Source organism: Paraburkholderia sp. BCC1884, assembly GCF_900996225.1.
Classification (GTDB): domain Bacteria; phylum Pseudomonadota; class Gammaproteobacteria; order Burkholderiales; family Burkholderiaceae; genus Paraburkholderia.
In genome coordinates, this window is sequence record NZ_CAAJGL010000090.1 from 700,540 (window position 1) to 718,998 (window position 18,459).

General features: G+C 61.8%; 20 protein-coding genes and 1 tRNA gene. 5 read left to right on the forward strand and 16 right to left on the reverse strand.

The window, feature by feature from the left end; genetic code table 11:
• Positions 1-194 precede the first annotated feature (194 nt).
• The 3 genes from rsmD (at position 195) to FQ705_RS22060 (ending at position 1,758) form a co-directional block, all read left to right on the forward strand.
• The gene (rsmD, locus tag FQ705_RS22050; protein ID WP_144144210.1) at positions 195-809 is read left to right on the forward strand and encodes a 16S rRNA (guanine(966)-N(2))-methyltransferase RsmD; all 615 of its coding nucleotides are present in this window, start codon (positions 195-197) and stop codon (positions 807-809) included.
• Between the two features lie 112 nt (positions 810-921).
• The gene (gene coaD, locus FQ705_RS22055; RefSeq protein ID WP_144144212.1) at positions 922-1,437 is read left to right on the forward strand and encodes a pantetheine-phosphate adenylyltransferase; all 516 of its coding nucleotides are present in this window, start codon (positions 922-924) and stop codon (positions 1,435-1,437) included.
• A 63-nt stretch (positions 1,438-1,500) separates the two neighbouring features.
• A complete protein-coding gene (locus FQ705_RS22060) occupies positions 1,501-1,758 on the forward strand; it encodes a YfhL family 4Fe-4S dicluster ferredoxin (protein ID WP_144144214.1) in 258 nt (85 codons plus the stop codon).
• A 98-nt stretch (positions 1,759-1,856) separates the two neighbouring features.
• Here the strand turns inward: FQ705_RS22060 and hisC are convergent, their stop codons facing one another.
• The 8 genes from hisC to FQ705_RS22100 form a co-directional block, all read right to left on the reverse strand.
• Entirely contained in the window at positions 1,857-2,936 is a 1,080-nt protein-coding gene (gene hisC, locus FQ705_RS22065; protein ID WP_144144216.1) for a histidinol-phosphate transaminase, read from the reverse strand.
• 70 nt (positions 2,937-3,006) lie between these two features.
• On the reverse strand, positions 3,007-3,612 hold the full coding sequence (gene pth, locus FQ705_RS22070) for an aminoacyl-tRNA hydrolase (RefSeq protein WP_144144218.1): 606 nt from the start codon (positions 3,610-3,612) through the stop codon (positions 3,007-3,009).
• A gap of 152 nt (positions 3,613-3,764) precedes the next feature.
• Positions 3,765-4,391, reverse strand: a complete 627-nt coding sequence (locus FQ705_RS22075) for a 50S ribosomal protein L25/general stress protein Ctc (RefSeq protein ID WP_144144220.1) — start codon at positions 4,389-4,391, stop codon at positions 3,765-3,767.
• 164 nt (positions 4,392-4,555) lie between these two features.
• Positions 4,556-5,509 carry a ribose-phosphate pyrophosphokinase gene (locus tag FQ705_RS22080; RefSeq protein WP_144144222.1) on the reverse strand — a complete coding sequence of 318 codons (954 nt, stop codon included), beginning with the start codon at positions 5,507-5,509 and terminating at the stop codon, positions 4,556-4,558.
• Between the two features lie 46 nt (positions 5,510-5,555).
• Positions 5,556-5,632, reverse strand: a tRNA-Gln gene (locus tag FQ705_RS22085).
• 47 nt (positions 5,633-5,679) lie between these two features.
• On the reverse strand, positions 5,680-6,561 hold the full coding sequence (gene ispE / locus FQ705_RS22090; RefSeq protein WP_144144224.1) for a 4-(cytidine 5'-diphospho)-2-C-methyl-D-erythritol kinase: 882 nt from the start codon (positions 6,559-6,561) through the stop codon (positions 5,680-5,682).
• A 68-nt stretch (positions 6,562-6,629) separates the two neighbouring features.
• Positions 6,630-7,262, reverse strand: a complete 633-nt coding sequence (gene lolB, locus FQ705_RS22095; protein WP_144144226.1) for a lipoprotein insertase outer membrane protein LolB — start codon at positions 7,260-7,262, stop codon at positions 6,630-6,632.
• Positions 7,262-9,103: a tetratricopeptide repeat protein gene (locus FQ705_RS22100; RefSeq protein WP_144144228.1), complete on the reverse strand. Its 1,842-nt coding sequence runs from the start codon at positions 9,101-9,103 to the stop codon at positions 7,262-7,264. Before FQ705_RS22100 ends, lolB begins: the two co-directional genes overlap by 1 nt.
• 87 nt (positions 9,104-9,190) lie before the next feature.
• Here FQ705_RS22100 and mutM point away from each other — a divergent pair, with 87 nt between their 5' ends.
• Positions 9,191-10,021: a bifunctional DNA-formamidopyrimidine glycosylase/DNA-(apurinic or apyrimidinic site) lyase gene (mutM, locus tag FQ705_RS22105; RefSeq protein ID WP_144144230.1), complete on the forward strand. Its 831-nt coding sequence runs from the start codon at positions 9,191-9,193 to the stop codon at positions 10,019-10,021.
• 7 nt (positions 10,022-10,028) lie between these two features.
• Positions 10,029-11,165: an A/G-specific adenine glycosylase gene (mutY, locus tag FQ705_RS22110; protein ID WP_144144232.1), complete on the forward strand. Its 1,137-nt coding sequence runs from the start codon at positions 10,029-10,031 to the stop codon at positions 11,163-11,165.
• A 43-nt stretch (positions 11,166-11,208) separates the two neighbouring features.
• On the opposite strand, the gene FQ705_RS22115 is transcribed toward mutY, so the two are convergent.
• From FQ705_RS22115 to lptA, 8 genes are all read right to left on the reverse strand, one after another.
• Positions 11,209-11,844, reverse strand: coding sequence for an LON peptidase substrate-binding domain-containing protein (locus FQ705_RS22115; RefSeq protein ID WP_144144234.1), 636 nt, complete (start codon positions 11,842-11,844; stop codon positions 11,209-11,211).
• Positions 11,845-11,882: 38 nt separating this feature from the next.
• Positions 11,883-12,776: an RNase adapter RapZ gene (gene rapZ, locus FQ705_RS22120; RefSeq protein WP_144144236.1), complete on the reverse strand. Its 894-nt coding sequence runs from the start codon at positions 12,774-12,776 to the stop codon at positions 11,883-11,885.
• Positions 12,777-12,873: 97 nt separating this feature from the next.
• Positions 12,874-13,842, reverse strand: coding sequence for an HPr(Ser) kinase/phosphatase (gene hprK / locus FQ705_RS22125; protein ID WP_144144237.1), 969 nt, complete (start codon positions 13,840-13,842; stop codon positions 12,874-12,876).
• Positions 13,843-13,965: 123 nt separating this feature from the next.
• Positions 13,966-14,481: a PTS sugar transporter subunit IIA gene (locus FQ705_RS22130; RefSeq protein WP_081935991.1), complete on the reverse strand. Its 516-nt coding sequence runs from the start codon at positions 14,479-14,481 to the stop codon at positions 13,966-13,968.
• A gap of 284 nt (positions 14,482-14,765) precedes the next feature.
• Positions 14,766-15,122: a ribosome hibernation-promoting factor, HPF/YfiA family gene (gene hpf, locus FQ705_RS22135; protein WP_144144239.1), complete on the reverse strand. Its 357-nt coding sequence runs from the start codon at positions 15,120-15,122 to the stop codon at positions 14,766-14,768.
• 169 nt (positions 15,123-15,291) lie between these two features.
• The gene (locus tag FQ705_RS22140) at positions 15,292-16,809 is read right to left on the reverse strand and encodes an RNA polymerase factor sigma-54 (RefSeq protein WP_144144241.1); all 1,518 of its coding nucleotides are present in this window, start codon (positions 16,807-16,809) and stop codon (positions 15,292-15,294) included.
• A gap of 182 nt (positions 16,810-16,991) precedes the next feature.
• A complete protein-coding gene (gene lptB / locus FQ705_RS22145) occupies positions 16,992-17,783 on the reverse strand; it encodes an LPS export ABC transporter ATP-binding protein (protein WP_144144243.1) in 792 nt (263 codons plus the stop codon).
• A complete protein-coding gene (gene lptA / locus FQ705_RS22150; protein WP_144144245.1) occupies positions 17,780-18,451 on the reverse strand; it encodes a lipopolysaccharide transport periplasmic protein LptA in 672 nt (223 codons plus the stop codon). Before lptA ends, lptB begins: the two co-directional genes overlap by 4 nt.
• Positions 18,452-18,459: the final 8 nt, after the last annotated feature.

Genomic DNA, 18,459 nt, shown 5'->3' on the forward strand with positions numbered 1-18,459 from the left:
GACCGGCAAAAGCGCAGGCAGCGTTGCGATGCGGGATGCAAGGCGCTGGAAGCCGCACATTTTATCAGGCGCGCCGCCGAGCGTCGTATCGGCCGATTGGCCAGGCTGGACGCGCGGCGTCGCTGTGGTAACGTTGGCGCTCCTGACCGCACGCCCTGGCGTGGCGGGCACCCACATTACGCAATCGAAACTGCATGCCTCGTTCCGCACCTTCACGCGCCCAAGGCGCTTCGTCCAAAGGCGGCAAGCCGCACGCTATTCGTATCATCGGCGGCGACTGGAAGCGCACGCCGTTGCCCGTGCTCGACCTCGACGGCCTGCGCCCCACGCCCGATCGCGTACGCGAGACGCTTTTCAACTGGCTCGGCCAGCGGCTGGACGGTCAGCGCTGCCTCGATCTGTTCGCCGGCAGCGGTGCGCTCGGCTTCGAGGCGGCTTCGCGCGGCGCGGCGAGAGTGTTGATGGTGGAGCGCAACGCGCGTGCCGCTGCGCAGTTGCGCGCCAATCAGGAACGCCTCGCGGCGCGCGCGATCGAAATCGTTGAGGCGGATGGCTTGCGGCTTGCTGCAAGTCTCGCGCCCGGATCGTTCGACGTGGTGTTTCTCGACCCGCCATTCGACGACAACCTGCTCGGCAAGGCGCTTGCGCTGGCCGTGCCGCTGGTTAGCGCAGTGGGCTTTCTCTATGTGGAAGCGGGCGAAGAGATCGAACTCGACGGAAACGAAATGTTGACCGGCTGGGAAGTCGTCCGGCAAGGGAAGGCGGGTGCTGTCCACTTTCATTTGCTGCAGCGCGAAAATAAGGAATAATGCGCGTTCCAAAACAAGCGCCGGGCGGTTCGCCGTTACGTGTGCGGTCGGTGCTAAATGCGTCGCGTGGACGCTTTGACGTGCCCCTTTGTCTGAAGAGAGGAGAGTTCTCATGGTAGTCGCCGTGTACCCGGGCACGTTCGACCCGCTGACGCGCGGTCACGAAGACCTCGTTCGGCGCGCGTCGAGCATTTTCGACACGCTGGTGGTAGGCGTCGCGGACAGCCGCAACAAGAAGCCGTTCTTCACGCTGGAAGAGCGGCTCGACATCGCTCACGAAGTGCTTGGGCACTATCCGAACGTTCAGGTCATGAGCTTCAAGGGGCTATTGAAGGACTTCGTGCGCAGCAATAACGCCCGCGTGATCGTGCGTGGCCTGCGCGCCGTATCGGACTTCGAATATGAGTTCCAGATGGCCGGCATGAATCGTTATCTGCTGCCGGACGTCGAAACCATGTTCATGACGCCGTCGGACCAGTATCAGTTCATCTCGGGCACTATCGTGCGCGAAATTGCCCAACTGGGCGGCGATGTCAGCAAATTCGTGTTCCCGTCGGTCGAAAAATGGCTGACGGAGAAGGTTGCGGCGCTGGATAACAGCAGTGACGCTTCGGCGGGACAACCGTAACCGGCGTAAACTGTCGGTTTGACGGATCAAAGCTGGCTGCGGCCGGCGCGAAGTGAGAGAAGTATGGCCTTGATGATTACCGACGAGTGCATCAATTGCGACGTGTGCGAGCCCGAGTGCCCGAACGACGCGATTTCGATGGGCCCGGAAATCTATGTGATCGACCCGAAGAAATGTACCGAATGCGTCGGCCATTTCGACGAGCCGCAGTGCATTCAGGTTTGTCCGGTGGAGTGTATTCCGCGCGATCCGGAGCATCTTGAGACGCCGGACGGTTTGATGGCGAAGTATCACGCGCTGCAGGTTGAGAAGAGCGCTTGAGGTTCGTTTAACGCCGTTGGTACGGAAATGAACGGCGAGGCTTCACAGCCTCGCCGTTTTTATTTGCGCGTGCGTTTTTCTTGCGCTGTGCCGTCGTTCTAACCGACGTAAGCGCTCAGGATGTCCCGCAATGCGGCGAGCAGCGTGTCGCATTCGGCGTCCGTGCCGATCGAGATCCGCAGATGCTGATCGATACGCGGCGCATTGAAATGGCGTACGAAAATTTCTTTTTCCCTGAGCCGCGAGACGAGCGTGGTGGCGTCGCAACCCTCATGCCGTGCGAACAGCAGATTCGTCGCCGATGGCACTACGTCGAAACCCAGCGCGGTCAGTCCCGCTGCCAACCGTTCGCGGCTGGCGACCACCTTGGCGCAGGTGTCGCGGAACCACGCGTCGTCTTCGTAGGCCGCCGTGGCGGCGACTTGCGCCAGTCGGTCCAGCGGATACGAGTTGAAGCTGTCCTTCACACGGTTCAGCGCGTCGATCAGTTCCGGGTTGCCGAACGCGAAGCCCACGCGCATGCCGGCAAGCGAACGCGATTTCGATACGGTCTGAATCACCAGAAGATTCGGAAATCGGTCGATCAACGCGATCGCCGACTCAGCACCGAAATCCACGTACGCCTCGTCGATCACGACGACTGAATCGGTATTGTTCGCCACCAGACGTTCGATGTCCGCGAGCGGCAGCGGATGTCCGGTCGGCGCGTTCGGGTTTGCGATCAACACGCCGCCGTTGGGCATGGCGTAGTCGTCGACGTTGATCGCAAAGCTGTCGTTGAGCGGGATCGTCTGGTAGTCGACGTCGAAAAGGCGCGCGAAGGTCGGGTAGAAGCTGTAGGCGATGTCGGGGAACAGCAGCGGCTTGTCGTGCTTCAGCAAGGCCTGGAAGGTGAACGCCAGCACTTCGTCCGAACCGTTGCCCGGAAACACCTGTTCAGCGCGGATGCCGTGGTAAGCGGCGACTGTCTCGCGCAACTTGCGCGCGGTCGGGTCGGGATAGCGGCGCAGCGACTCGGCGGCGTCGCCCAGTTCCTGCTGGATCGCGGCGAGCACGCGGGGCGACGGCGGGTAGGGGTTCTCGTTGGCGTTCAGCTTGACTGGATGCGCAACCGCGGGCTGCTCGCCCGGCACGTACGGCGTCAGACGGTGAACGACGTCACTCCAATAGCGGCTCAAGCGATTCTCCTGTCGATGACGATACACAGCGGTGCAGCTATACAGCGGATACGGTTGCGGCGGAGGACGCTCAGGAATTATTGCGATGCAGTTGCATCGTGGCCCGTTCGATCTCGCCCTTGATGACTTGTGGCATGACGGCAAGCGCACGTTCGATCGACGCATCGATCACGTCCTGCTCTTCGCGCCGCGGCGGCTTCAGCACGTAATTGGCGACATCCGGCTTGGCGCCCGCACGCGCGCTTTCAGGAATCAGATCCCGCGGATGACCGATGCCGATCCGCAACCGCCAATACTGCTGCGACGACAAATGCGCGGTGATGTCCTTCAGGCCATTATGACCGCCGCTGCCACCACCCAGCTTCAGCTTGACGATGCCCGGCGAGATATCGAGTTCATCGTGCGCGACCAGAATTTCGTCGGGGAGAATCTTGAAGAATTGCGCAACCGCCACGACCGACTGACCCGAGCGGTTCATATAGGTTTGCGGCTCCAGCAGATGCACTTCTTCGCCATGCAGCCGCGCCTTCGCGTAGAACCCGTGAAAGCGGCGTTCGTCGCGCAGCGTCGTGCCTGCTTCGCGAGCCAGTTGATCGACCAGCCAGAAACCTGCGTTATGGCGTGTCGCGGTGTATTCGGCGCCCGGATTGCCGAGTCCGACGATCAGCTTGATCATGATTGCCTGGGTCCCTCAGGCTTCGGAGCCGAACGTGGCCGCGAGCCGAAAAAAACCGAAAAAAAACCCGCCGGGGCGAACCTCGGCGGGTCACATCGACCGTTTCATGGAAACGGATCGAGAGGATTACTTGCTCAGTGCCTGAATGGCGCTTAAGCAGCCGGCGTTTCGCCTTCGCCTTCAGCAGCAGCGGCAGCGTCGCCTTCAGCGATTGCGCCAGCCGGGATCGTTGCAGCTGCGATCACCGGGTTTTCTGCTTCGACGTGAGCAACCAGCGCCACACCTGCCGGCAACTTGATGTCCTTGGCGTGAACCGAGTGACCTGCTTCGATCGTCGCCAGATCAACTTCGAGGAATTCCGGCAGTGCCGACGGCAGGCACTCGATTTCGATTTCGTTGATGACGTGCGAGATCACCGCGCTCGACAGCTTCACTGCCGGGTTCGATTCCTGGTTCATGAAGTGCAGCGGCACCTTGGTGTGCAGCTTCTTCTTCGCGTCGACACGTTGGAAGTCCACGTGCAGCACGAGCTGACGGAACGGGTGGTATTGCACGTCGCGCAGCAGAACCTGTTGCGACTTGCCGGCCACTTCCAATTCGAGGATCGACGAGTGGAAAACTTCTTTCTTCAGCGCGTGCCAGAGTGCGTTGTGGTCCAGTTCGACCAATTGCGTGTCAGCACCCGCGCCATATACGATACCCGGGGTCTTGCCCGAGATACGCAGGCGGCGGCTCGCACCCGTACCTTGCAAAGAACGCTCGAAAGCGACTACTTTCATGTTGAATCTCCAATGCACTGCCCGCGACCAGGCAGTAAAAACGGGGCCTGCAAGCCGTTATGGCTGAGGCCCCAGAGCTGCGGCACGAACCTTCGTTCGTTCATGCCGATTGTGCAAAAGCGCTGCGTGCCGCATGAAGCGATACGCAGCGCCTTCGCAAATACTTATTCAGCGAACAGCGACATCACCGAATCGCCGCGGCGAATCCGCGAGAACGTTTCGGCGAGCAGGCCGGCGCTGGTCAAGGAGCGGATCTTGGGGCACGAGCGAGCTTCTTCGCCGAGCGGGATTGTGTCCGTGACGACGAGTTCGTCGAGTGCGGAAGCCGCGATACGCTCGCCTGCACCGCCCGACAGAACCGGGTGGGTAGCGTAAGCGAACACCTGCTTCGCGCCGCGTTCCTTCAAAACCTGAGCTGCCTTGCAGAGCGTGCCGGCGGTGTCGACCATGTCGTCCATGATCACGCAGGTACGACCTTCGACTTCGCCGATGATGTTCATCACTTCGGCAACGTTCGCCTTCGGGCGGCGTTTGTCGATGATCGCGAGATCGCAATTCAGTTGCTTGGCCAGAGCCCGAGCCCGCACGACGCCGCCGACGTCCGGCGAAACGATCAGCAGGTTCTCGTAGTTCTTCTGGCGCAGATCGCCGAGCAGCACAGGCGTAGCGTAGATATTGTCGACCGGAATGTCGAAGAAACCTTGAATCTGGTCAGCATGCAGATCCATCGTGATGATCCGCTCGACGCCGGCGATTTCCAGCATGTTCGCCACGATCTTCGCCGAAATGGCGACGCGCGCCGAACGCGGGCGACGATCCTGACGGGCATAACCGAAGTAGGGGATGGCTGCGGTGATCCGGCCAGCAGATGCGCGCTTAAGCGCATCGACCATGATCATCAGTTCCATCAGATTGTCATTCGCCGGCGCGCACGTGGATTGCAGGACGAAGACATCCTTGCCACGCACGTTTTCCTGAATCTCGACCTGGATTTCGCCGTCCGAGAAACGGCTAACCATTGCTTTGCCGAGGGGAATACCGAGGATTTTGACGACTTCCTGTGCAAGCGCGGGATTTGCGTTGCCAGTAAAAACCATCAGGCCGTCATGGCTGCTCATCGTGCACCTACTTCAGGCTGGGGGCGAGGGGAAATGCGAGAAATTTTGGCAGGGGAGGAAGGAGTCGAACCTTCGAATGCCGGAATCAAAATCCGGTGCCTTAACCAACTTGGCGACTCCCCTACACTAACTCTGAGCTTCGCCGAACGTGGAGTCCGACGAGGCAAAACTTATGACGCGAAAGCAAAGAGTGGATGCTGATCTAGACTGGCGGCCACTGAGCTGTTCCATTCGCTGGGCAGTTTGGCTTGCACCGCTTCTGCTTCAACTTTACTACGGAACGCTGCAAAGACACTTGCACCTGATCCAGACATCCGCGCCGGCGCGAAGTTTTCAAACCATCGCAACACTTGCGCTACTTCCGCGTATTTTCCTACGACAACCGGCTGCATGTCATTACGGCCAAAACTTTCCGGCCATTCAGTGTTGCAGCTAAGTTCTGCAGGAAAGTCCGTAATTATGAGAGGCTTTGAATCCCTTGTCAACGCTTTTTCGGAAAAAATCGCTGCAGTTGGAACCTGCACCCTCGGCGTCACAACTAGGAAATGACGCGGCGGCAATTGTACAACGTCTAATGCTTCTCCGACACCTTCTGCAAACGCATTTTTTCCGAACACGAAGAAGGGGACGTCGGCCCCAAGTTTCAGGGCCAGCGCCTGCAATTCCAGCCGCGGCAGATCGAGCTTCCAGAGACGGTTGAGCGCCAGCAACGTAGTCGCCGCGTCGGAGCTGCCGCCGCCGAGGCCCGCGCCCATCGGCAGGCGTTTCTCGATCTCGATATCGACGCCTTCGGGCGAACCGGTATGCGTCTTGAGTAGCGTGGCCGCACGCACCGTCAGATCGTGTTCCGGCGGCACGTTGGCGATTTCGGTGCTGCGCGTGATGAGGCCGTCGTTGCGCCGCTTGAAGTGGAGCGTGTCGCCCCAGTTCAGCAGCTGGAAGACCGTTTGCAGCGTGTGATAGCCATCCGGCCGACGGCCTGTGATGTGCAGAAAGAGGTTGAGTTTCGCTGGCGCGAGACAGTCGCGCAGCGAATCGGTGGTTTCAATCATGAGTCGGGCTACATGCGCCAGGCGGCGCCGAAGAAGCGGCAAAGCCGCGCGACGAGGCGCGGCGCGGGTTACTGATCCAGTACGAGCTTGATATCGAGTGGCGGTTCCGAGCGGCTGAGGTTCAGGCGCTTCACGCCGGTGGCCGGCGCGTCCGCGTAGGCGAGGTAGTCGATCGTCCAGCCGTCCTGGGTAATCTGCTTCAGACGCGACGGCTGCTCGGGATCCTTCTCGGTCTTCGCACGCGACGTAGGCGCGGGCGACGGCTGCAGCCAATAACGCAGGCCTTCGACCGGCAACGCAAAACCAAGCGCGTTCTGCATCAGCGTCGAGACGTTGTCTGCTGTAAGCGGCTGACGGTTGGGCAGTTCAAGCGTGGCCGAGGCCGGCGACGACGTCACGACCGCGAGCGTCTGCCCAAGCGGATTGCGCAATTGCAGAGTCACCGTGTCGCCAGTTTCCTGCCACGTGAAGTTGCCGTACGCATTGCGCTGCTGACCGTTCTGATCGTTGTACTGGATCGAGAAACGGCCCTGATAGGAGCGGCTGGTTTGCGCGGTCACGGAGGTCGCGGCATTCGACGTGGACGGCCCTTGTGGCTTGACCGAAGCACAGCCCGCCAAAGCGACCACCGCTGCCGCTGCGAATCCGAGCGCCGCGCCACGCGGCGCCCGGTCAAAAGAAAACAAACGGGAAAGACGCATCAAAGATCGTTCACCTGAAGTCGTTGGAGCGTTTTGACCAGCGTGTCGTTGTCCGGTTCGAGCTTGCGCGCGTCGCGGAAGGCCGCGCGCGCCTGATCCTGGTCGCCGGTTTTCCACAGCACTTCGCCGAGATGCGCGCCGATTTCGGCGTTCGGCTGCATGTCGTAGGCCTTGCGCAGCAGCTTGATCGCGTCCGACGTGTCGCCCATCCGGTATTTGACCCAGCCGACGCTATCCATGATGAACGCGTCGTTCGGCGCCAGAGACGAGGCTTTCTCGACCAGTTTGTCCGCTTCCGCGAGACGCTGGCCACGGTCGGCCAGCGAATAGCCGAGCGCGTTGTACGCCTGAGGGTTGTCCGGCTGCGTCTGGATCAGCTTGCGCAACTGCGCTTCCATGACGTCGTAATGGCCGGTCTTTTCCGCGGACATCGCGTAGTCGTAGGCGAGATCGGGATCTTCGGGGAAATTCGCCGTGGCTTGTTGCAGGCGCGTTTCCGCTTCCGGATAGCGCTTCGCGTCGAACAGGATCGCCGCGTCGGTGCGCGCGATCAGCGCCTGGTCGCGCGGATCGGGCGCCTGCAGGCCGGCGAGTAGCTTGCGCGCGTCGTCAGTCTTGCCCTGCTTGGCGAGCAATTGCGCGCGCGTGATCTGCGCCGGCACGTATTGCTGGCTCGACGGCGAAATCTTGTTCAGCCAGTCACCCGCCGCCGGTTCGTTTTTCTGTTCGAGCGACAGTTGCGCGAGATAGATATACGCCTGGCCCGGATCGGCGCCCGGCGTTTTCTCGGCCTGTTGCGCGTACTGGGTCAGATAGGTTTGCGCGTCGGTGAAATTCTTCTGCTGGATCTTGATCAGCGCGAGCGCCATCAACGGCGTGAGGTCGCTTGCGTTGTTCTTGTGCATGACCTCGAACTGCTTCTGCGCGTCGTCCAGACGGTCGCTCGCCAGATACATCTGGGCGAGCGCGAGCCGCGCGTCATGCGATTTCGGATTTTGCTGCACATACTTTTCGAGCGACGCGATGCCTTCCTTGCGCTCTTCCGGGCCCATCTGCGACAGCGTCAGCGCGGCGGGCAAATAGTCGGGCTTGAGCGTCAGCGCCTGTTCGAGCGACTTGCGCGCGCCCGGTGCGTCGTCGGATACGAGCTGCTGGCGAGCGATCGCCAACTGCGCTTCCGGCCGGTTCATGTCGTTCTTCAGCAGATCCTGCAGCACATGCAGGCCGCCGATGCGGTTCGGGCCACGCGAGAGCAGCAACTGCAACGCGAGAATCGCGCTGCCGCGATTGTCCGCGGGCACTTTCGTGAGTTCGCGAGCGAGGATCGGCTCGGCGTCGTCGGGCTTGCCGGACAGCACGAGCAGCGACGCGTCGAGTTGCGCGGCGCGTTCCGAACTCGGCGCATACTGCTGCCACAATTGCGCGGCGGCCAGTGCATCCGATGGGCTCTGCGCGGCCAGCGCGATTTCGGTGGCGCGCTGCGCCATACGCGGATCGTGCGTGTCGCGCGCGAGGGCGAGATAGGTCTGATAGGCGGGCGCCGGCTGGTCGCGTTGCAGTGCGACTTCGGCGGCGAGTACCTGGAATACGATCTGACTGGTCAGCGGCACGTCGGGCAAGGACTTCTGATCCTCCGCCGACGCGGGCCCGAGCGGGTCCGGCAGGGTGACCGACGTGTCATCCGAATCCGGCGAGGGGTCCTGCGCGTGCGCGGGCACGGCGGCCAGCGCCCAGACGGCGAGCGCAGCGGCGCCGAGCATCCGGCGGGCGGACACGGCGTGCGGGACGCGGGATGCGCTAGCCGGGCGCTTCGAAAACAGCTTCACGAAGGACAAGTTCATGGAAATCCGTTCAATGTTTCGGACGATTGTAACGCGCTCGCTACAATACGCGCACAACCACTCACGCAAGTTGCAGACCAGTTAGACATGCCAGAGTTGCCAGAAGTTGAGGTTACCCGACGGGGAATCGAACCGTATGTGTCCGGCCGCAAGGTTGAACGCGTCGACGTACGCACGCCCGCGCTGCGTTGGCCGATTCCGGCCGACCTTGCCAAAACCTTGCGTGGCCACGTGGTGCGCAAGGTCGAGCGGCGCGGCAAGTATCTGCTATTCGAAATCGACGCGGGCTGGTTCATCGTGCATCTTGGCATGACTGGGACGCTGCGGGTGCTGCGCCACGTGCCGCATCCGCCGGCCGCGGCGAAACACGATCACATCGACTGGATCTTCGACGACTTCATTCTGCGCTATCGCGATCCACGGCGCTTTGGGGCGGTGCTATGGCATCCGCGCGAAGCCGGCGACGTGCTCGGGCATCCGTTATTGGCGAGCCTCGGCGTCGAGCCGTTTTCGCCGGCGTTTTCGGGCGCGCTCATGCACCGGCTCACGCGCGGGCGCAAGGTTTCGGTGAAGCAGGCGGTGCTCGCCGGCGAAATCGTGGTCGGCGTGGGCAATATCTACGCGTCGGAAAGTCTCTTTCGTGCCGGTATTCGTCCGACCACGGCGGCGGGCCGTGTCTCGCTCGTACGTTACGAACTGCTGGCGGACGCCGTGCGCGTCACGCTCGCCGCGGCAATCGAAAAGGGCGGCAGCACGCTGCGCGATTTTGTCGGCAGCGACGGCGAGAGCGGTTACTTCCAGCTCGACTATTTCGTCTATGATCGCGCCGGGCTGCCATGCCGCGTGTGCGGAACACCGATCAAGCAGATCGTGCAGGGGCAGCGTTCCACGTATTTTTGTCCCACCTGCCAGCGCTAAATCCTCAATGCCTTCACGTGTCATTCCGCGTTCAGCCGTCTCCGCTTCCGCTGCTACGCCACAAGCGCCGGTCTCCGCGCTCACCGCTAAATTTTCGTCGCGCCTGATCGCGTGGCAGCGTCAGCACGGCCGCCATGATCTGCCCTGGCAGAACACGCGCGATCCGTATCGCATCTGGCTGTCGGAGATCATGCTGCAGCAAACTCAGGTGTCGACGGTGATTCCGTACTACGCGAAGTTTCTGGCGCGGTTTCCGACGGTCGTTGCGCTGGCAACCGCGCCGGTGGACGACGTGATGGCGCTGTGGGCCGGCCTCGGCTACTACACGCGCGCGCGCAATCTGCACCGTTGCGCGCAAGCCGTGCTCGAGCAGCATGGCGGCGCGTTTCCAGCGTCGCCCGAAGCGCTTGCGGAATTGCCGGGCATCGGCCGCTCGACGGCGGCGGCGATCGCATCGTTCGCCTTCGGCGCGCGCGCGACGATTCTCGACGGCAACGTGAAGCGGGTGCTGGCGCGAGTGTTCGGCGTCGAAGGTTTCCCCGGCGAGAAGAAGGTCGAAAACGCGATGTGGACGCTGGCGGAATCGCTGCTGCCGGCGAACGCATCGGACGACGAAGTCAGCGCCTATACGCAAGGCTTGATGGATCTCGGCGCAACGCTGTGCGTGCGCGGCAAGCCGGACTGCCTGCGCTGTCCGTTCGCCCCCGATTGCGTGGCCAACGTGACCGGGCGTCAGCGCGAATTGCCGACGTCGCGTCCGAAGAAAGCCGTCCCGACGCGCCACACCTACATGCTGGTGCTGCGCGACGGCAACGCGGTGATGCTGGAAAAACGCCCGCCGTCGGGTATCTGGGGCGGCTTGTGGAGTCTTCCCGAAGCCGCCGACGAAGCCGCGCTCGCTGCACGCGCGCGTGAATTCGGCGGCGACGGTGCGGTGTCGCGGCTTGCGCCGCTCACGCACGTCTTCACGCATTTCAAGCTGGATATCGAGCCGCGGCTCGCGGAGCTGGATCACACCGTAGGTGTGCTCGCCGCGCTCGGCGATGCGGACACAGCGTGGGTCGCGTTGAGCGATCTGGATTCGTTCGGCGTGCCGGCGCCCGTGCGCAAGTTGCTGGACGCCTTGCAGGGCTCGCTGATTTAGACGATCGAATCGTTGGTGTGCGTGGCCGCGCTCAAGCTTCAGGCTACAGAAGCTGATGCTGCTGCATGTAGTGATGAACCACGTCGATCCGCGCGCCGGCGTCCTGCAATTCCATCAGTTTCTGGCGCGCCCGCAGCGCGATCGGCAAGACTTCGGCAAGGCGATTCGACACCCATGACGGATCTTCGAGTCTGAACGGCTCGGCGAACGGCAGGCTGTCGGCGTCACGCTCGCGGATCGTCGCGATGATCCGTTCCAGCACTTCCGCGCATGCGCCAAATTTCTCCAGCTGTTCGTTGCCCTCGAGCGGCGCGTCTTCACCGAGCGCTTCAGCCATGCCGACCAGCAAACCGCTATTTTCCACGCGATGCGAAAGCAGACGAAAGCGCCGCGTACCGCGCGCTCGAATCAGCAGCATGCCGAAGGCTTCGACGTCGCACTCTTCGATCTCGGCAAGGCAACCAATTGCTTCGGGCACCGAAGGCTCTTCCTCGCGCGCTACTTCCGCGCCGCTTTTCAGCAGACACACGCCGAACGGCGTCTTTTCACGCAGACAGTCGCGCGCCATGTCGAGGTAGCGCGCTTCGAAGATTTTCAGCGGCAGCAAGCCGTCGGGGAATAGCACCGTATGCAGCGGAAACAGCGGCACATCGGCAAGCACAGTAGAGGTAGAAGACATGGCGCAACGCTTCGGTTGAGGCCGCGCGATGCGGCCGGTTAAGCCACTAACTTCGATGACTCGCCGGCTTCGACCGGCGCATCGCGGTGCCGCACAATGACATTCGCCGACCCTGCGAGACGCGCGGCGAGCGTCTCCGCAATGAACACCGAGCGGTGTTGGCCACCCGTGCAACCGATCGCGACGGTCAGATAACTACGGTTGTCGTCGCGGAAATGCGGCAGCCATTTGGCGAGAAACTTCTCGATGTCGTCGATCATTTCATGCACCACCGGCAGCGCATCGAGAAAATCCACCACCGGTTTATCGAGGCCCGTGAGCGGCCGCAATTCATGATCGTAGTACGGGTTCGGCAGCGTGCGGACATCGAACACGAAATCCGCGTCGAGCGGCACGCCACGCTTGAAGCCGAACGACTCGAACATCAGCACGAGCCCGGCATCTTTCTGTTCGATGAAGCGTTTGACCCACGCGCGCAGCACGTTCGCGCGCAGATTGCTGGTGTCGATCTGATGGCCGAACTCGGCGAGACCCGCCACGAGCTCGCGCTCGCGTTCGATGGCTTCGGCGAGCGAGGTGAGCAGGCCGACGTCGGCGTCGTGCGCGGTGGAACCGGACAGCGGATGACGGCGGCGCGTTTCGGAAAAACGTTGAATCAGCGACTGCGTGCTGGCGTTCAGAAAGAGCACGCGCACGTCGTGAGCGCGGGACAGGTCGCGGATCATCGCGGGCACTTCGTCGAGCGAGGCGCTCGAGCGCGCATCGATCGCGACCGCGAGGCGTTCTTGCCCGGCTTCGGCGAGATAGGTGGCCAGTTGCGGCAGAAAACGCGGCGGCAAATTGTCGACGCAGTAATAGCCTGCGTCTTCAAGCGCGTTCAAAGCAACTGACTTGCCGGAGCCGGATATACCGGTGATCAGGATTATGCGCATGGAGTCGTCAAAACCGTAGATTTCATCATAGCATCTGGTCCCCTTGCACGTGCCCGCAGCCTGCCGTTGGCCGCGGGCGCGACATGGTGTCGCGGACTCAGATCAGTTTGCCGGGAAACTGGCTGTCGGGGTCCTGCATGGCGAGGCGCTGGCGGTCCATGAAGTCACGCAATGTATCGATGCCGCGCAGTTGGAGAATCGTGTTGCGCACGGCCGCTTCGACCAGCACGGCGAGATTTCGGCCGGCCGCCACCTGGATCGTGACTTTGCTGATCGGCAGGCCGAGCACGTCGACGGTCTGGCTTTCCAGCGGCAGACGCTGGAATTCGCCGTCGGGGCGGCGCACCAGTTGCACGATCAGCTTCAGCTTCATTTTCCGGCGCACGGCGGTTTCACCGAAGATCGTCTTGATGTCGAGCAGGCCGAGGCCGCGCACTTCCAGCAGGTTTTGCAGGAGCGGCGGGCAGCGTCCTTCGACGAAGTCCGGACCGAGGCGGACGAAATCCACCGCGTCGTCGGCGACGAGGCCGTGGCCGCGACTGATCAGCTCCAGGCCGAGTTCGCTTTTGCCGAGGCCCGAATCACCCGTGAGCAGCACGCCCATGCCGAGGATGTCGAGAAACACGCCATGCAGCGTGGCGCGCGGCGCGAGGATGCGCGACATATAGAGCCGCAGGCTGTCGATCACGGCGGCCGGGGACATCGGCGTGGTGAAGAGCGGCGTGGAAGAGCGGGTACAACGTAGCACCAGTTCCGGTGGGGCGGCGACGCCGCCCGCGACCACCAGGAACGGCGGTTCCAATGCGATCAGCTCGGCCATGTGGCGCGAGCGGTCTTCGTCGGTCTGGCGTTTGTAGTAATCGACTTCGGCTTCGCCGAGCACCTGGATCCGGTTCGGGTGGATCAGGTTCAAGTGGCCGACGAGGTCGGCGCTCGACGTGGCATTGGCGACCGATTCCGAAGAAAAGCCGCGTTCCCAGCCTTCATGCCCTGTCAGCCAGCTGAGTTTCAGCGTGGCGGCGTTGTCGTCGAAAATACTTTGGGCGTTGATGCTGGACGTATCCATGAGTCAGTGACTCCAGTGTGGGCCGCTTGCCGGCCAAAAGGCCGCGCTAGTGCGCGCGGCCCACCTCGCCAGCCCGTACCCGCATGTGCGCGGGAGCCGGGCGTGCGGATAACCGCCGATGCATCAAGGTTGCCACTGAGTGAGCAGGCGATGCAATGATTCGCGGTCTTCTTCCGTGTGCAGACGCTCGCGGGCTTCGCGATCGGACAGCAATTGGGCGATTTCCGAAAGGATTTCGAGGTGCTGCTGGGTGGCCTGTTCGGGCACGAGCAGGAAGATCAGCAGCGAGACCGGCTGACCGTCGGGAGATTCGAAGGGGATGGGTTCAGCAAGGCGGACGAACGCGGCGAGCGGTTGCTTCAAGCCTTTGATCCGGCCATGCGGAATCGCGACGCCTTCGCCGAGCCCCGTCGATCCGAGGCGCTCACGCGCAAACAGATTGTCAGTGACCGTGCTACGGGCGATGCCGTTCTGGTTCTCGAAGATCAGGCCCGCTTGCTCGAATACGCGTTTCTTGCTGGTGACCGATAGTCCGACGACGACGTTCTCGAGGGGAAGAAATTTGGCTAAACGATTCATGTTGACAGGCGAAAACGTGGCCTGGATTCTCCTCGCTGGGGCGTTTGAGTGGCGTTCCATTCGTTTGATGCTCGCGGGACGCGCGTTGAAGTCCGAAAGCACAGGACTCCGGCAGACCGAGTTCCGGATGAGCTAGCTTATAGCTTGACCCCGATGGTAACCGGAACATTATAGAACAGGGTAGCAACAGATGGTGCGGCGCGCCATCGATGCGCGATGGGTTTTCAACGAATTAGTCCACGCGCTGCGAATCGTGCGAAAAAGCCGCGCCGGAAACGAAAAACCGCCCGGTTTCGGGCGGTTTGGCTGGGGCAGGGAATATGAAGTGATGCTTCTAATTTCCCTTATTGCGGCGGTACGTCGAGTTGCGGCGCGGGCTGATACTTGATCGCCTCGTGCGCGTGGCCTTGCAGACGATCCTTGTGGCGTATCACCTGCCGGTCGAGCTTGTCGATCATCAGATCGATTGCAGCGTAGAGGTCGCTGTCACAACTCTCGACAAAGATGTCTTTGCCCTTCACATGCAGGTTGATTTCAACCTTTTGACGCTTGTCCTTTTCCTTATGGTTGTCGACCGAGAGGACCACACTGCCGTCGATGACCTGATCGAAATGTCTTAGCACCCTATCCAGTTTGGTGATCACGTATTCGCGCAACGCAGGCGTTACTTCGAGGTGGTGTCCACTGATCTGCAGATTCATAGTGCTTCTCCAAGCTAATGGCCGCTTGGCCCGCACGATGAGGAAGGTCCGGTCGATCTGTGGCTTGCCTGAGTCGCCCCCCGGTGACTGACTGCTGGCAGGTCGCATCGGCCGGCCTGTCCGCCAACTGCGGAGCGGCCGGTAAATGCCCGCCACGGGAAGCGACGGGCTACAGAGACTTGCGCAGGTTGACTGCCGGAATCTTGAGCGCTTCGCGATATTTCGCCACGGTCCGCCGTGCGACCACGAAGCCCTGTTCCGCCAGCAGTTCGGCTATGCGGCTGTCTGAAAGAGGAGATTTCGGGTTTTCCGCTCCTATCAGTTGCTTGATGAGCGCGCGGATCGCCGTTGAAGACGCCGCGCCGCCCGTGTCAGTCGAAACGTGTGATCCGAAGAAGTACTTAAATTCAAGCGTCCCGAATGGGGTCAGCATGTATTTACCGGTTGTCACACGCGAGACAGTTGACTCGTGTAGGCCCAGCGTATCAGCAATTTCCCGCAAAACCAAGGGGCGCATGGCAATTTCGCCGTGGACAAAAAAGCTCTTCTGACGTTCCACAATTGCCTGCGCCACACGCAAAATCGTCTCGAATCGCTGCTGGATATTCTTGATCAGCCAGCGTGCTTCCTGCAGTTGCTGGCGCAACGATCCGCTGCCCGGATCGCCCCGGTTATTGCGCAGAATATTCGCGTACAGATGGTTGATGCGCAGCTTCGGCACCACCTCCGGATTCAGTTCGGCCTGCCACCCTTGAGCCGTCTTGCGCACCATGATGTCGGGCACGACGTAGTCTGCCTCCGCCTTGCCGTAGGCAGCACCCGGAAACGGTTCGAGCGAGCGGATCAGCACATGCGCATCGCGTAGATCGTCGTCGTTTGCCTTGAGGTGTTTGCGCAGGCGCGTGAAGTCGCGAGCCGCCAGCAGTTCCAGATAGTGGGCGACGATATCGAGCGCGAGCGTTCGGGTCGGCGATCCATCGAGCCGCAGCAATTGCAGCTTCAGACATTCGGACGCCGAGCGCGCACCCACGCCCGCCGGATCGAAGCTATGCAGCAGCGCAAGCGCAGCATTCAACTCGTCGAGATCGACTTCGAGCTCTTCCGGCAGATCGGTGAGGACTTCTTCGAGCGTGGCGGAAAGATAACCGTCGTCGTCGAGCGATTCGATCAGGAAGGTAATCAGCGCGCGGTCGCGTTGGCCCGCCTGCGTCACGCGCAATTGCGCCATCAGGTGATCGCGCAGCGACGTGCTCGATTCGTGGATTTGCAGCGGCGGCAGGTCGTCGTCGTCGGACGCATTGCCGGAGCGGCCGTAGTCGTCGAGATTCCACTGCGATGCGTCGCCGTTGCTGTCGCCCGAGAGACCGTTGTATTCGTCTACGCCTTGCGGCTCGCCGTTCTCGGCGCGCTCGCTACTGCTGCTGGACGAAGACGACGTGTTGCCGCCCATCTGATCGGGCGGCGCGGAGGAGTTGGGTGACTGGGCGATCAGCGAGCCGTCGGCCGCCACACGCAACGGGCTCGCGATCCAGTCATCCTCGTTTTCGAGGAGCGGATTCTGCGAGATCGCCATTGAGACTTCCTGCTGCAGTTCGAGCGTAGACAACTGAAGCAGCCGGATGGACTGCTGCAGTTGCGGAGTCAACGCAAGATGCTGCGATAGGCGGAGTTGGAGGCTGGCTTTCATGGCAAGTTGAGATTCATTGTAGAGAGTTTGCCACGACCGCGATACATTGCGACATTCGCAATTACGCGTGCGCCCGTTTTCAGCGGCGCTGGGCGCGAACGGCCCAGAAAAAATGCGGTGTGCGTTGCCGCAAGGGCACCGGCGGATGCATGTGCGCACCGCCGGCGTTTCCCCTTGGGCACTTACATGCGGAAATGCTCGCCCAGATAGACGCGCCGCACGCTTTCGTTTTCGATGATGTCACTCGGCGCGCCCGCAGCCAGCACGCTGCCGTCGCTGATGATGTACGCGTGATCGCAGATGCCGAGCGTTTCACGTACGTTGTGATCCGTGATTAACACGCCGATATTGCGCTGCTTCAAAAATTTGACGATCTTCTGGATTTCCAGCACCGCGATCGGATCGACGCCCGCGAACGGTTCGTCGAGCAGAATGAAGCTGGGGTTAGTCGCCAACGCACGGGCAATTTCGACCCGGCGACGTTCGCCGCCCGACAGCGACAGCGCCGGATTCGCACGCAAGTGCGCGATCTGCAGTTCGTCGAGCAGCGCTTCGGTGCGGCTCGTGATGGTGTCTTTGTCGAGCCGCTTGCCGTTGTCTTCGTGTTGCAGTTCGAGCACCGCGCGAATATTTTCTTCGACGCTCAGCTTGCGGAACACCGAGGCTTCCTGCGGCAGATACGACAAACCGAGCGAGGCGCGCTTGTGGATCGGCAGCAGGCTGATCGACTTGCCGTCCAGATCGATTTCACCCGCGTCGAGCGGCACGAGGCCGACGATCATGTAGAACGAAGTGGTCTTGCCGGCGCCGTTCGGACCGAGCAGACCGACTACTTCGCCGCTCTTCACGTCGAGCGATACGTCTTTGACGACTGTGCGCGAACCGTAGCGCTTCTTCAGATTGCGCACGACCAGCGAACTGCTGGTGCCGGCCGGCTTGCGATTGGGGAGGGACGCGGAGGTACTGGTGCTCACTGGTTCGGCGCTCCCTGGATCGTGGTGGACGGTGCGAGCGTGGCCGACGCGCCGTTCAGCGGCGCAGCGCCGCCGTTGCGCGGCGCCAGCATGGCGCGCACGCGGCCGGTCGGGTTGCCCGGGCCGGCGACGTCCTTGCCGGATTTCGCCGTATAGAAGTCGTTCTGGCCGTCATAGGTTACGACGCTGCCGTGCACCTGGTCCATCACCGTAGAGAGGCCTTGCAGGCGCTTCACCGTAGCGTTGGTGGTCAAGGTGGTCAGATCCTGCTTGCCGTCGTAGTCGATACGGATCGCCGTGCCTTCGATGTATTCATCGAGGCCTTCGCGCTTCTGGCGGAAGTACGAAAGGTTGCCGCCGGTCGAGGTGCCGGTGGCGTACTGATAGCCCTGCGGATCTTGCGTCACTTCCACGCGATCGGCCTTGATCACGATCGTGCCTTTGGTGGCGACCACGTGGCCGGTAAAGATGTTGACCTGCTTGAGGTCGTCGTAAGTCATGTTGTCCGCTTCGATGTTCAGCGGCTTGTCCTTGTCGGCGCGGTCCGCGTGCGCAAGCGGCGCGAAGCCGGCAAGCGGCAACGCGACCAGCAGTGCAGCGAGTCCGGCGCGGCACGCGGACAGGGAGCGCGAGCGGCCGGTATCAAAACGGGGGAACGATTCGTTCATGCAGTCAC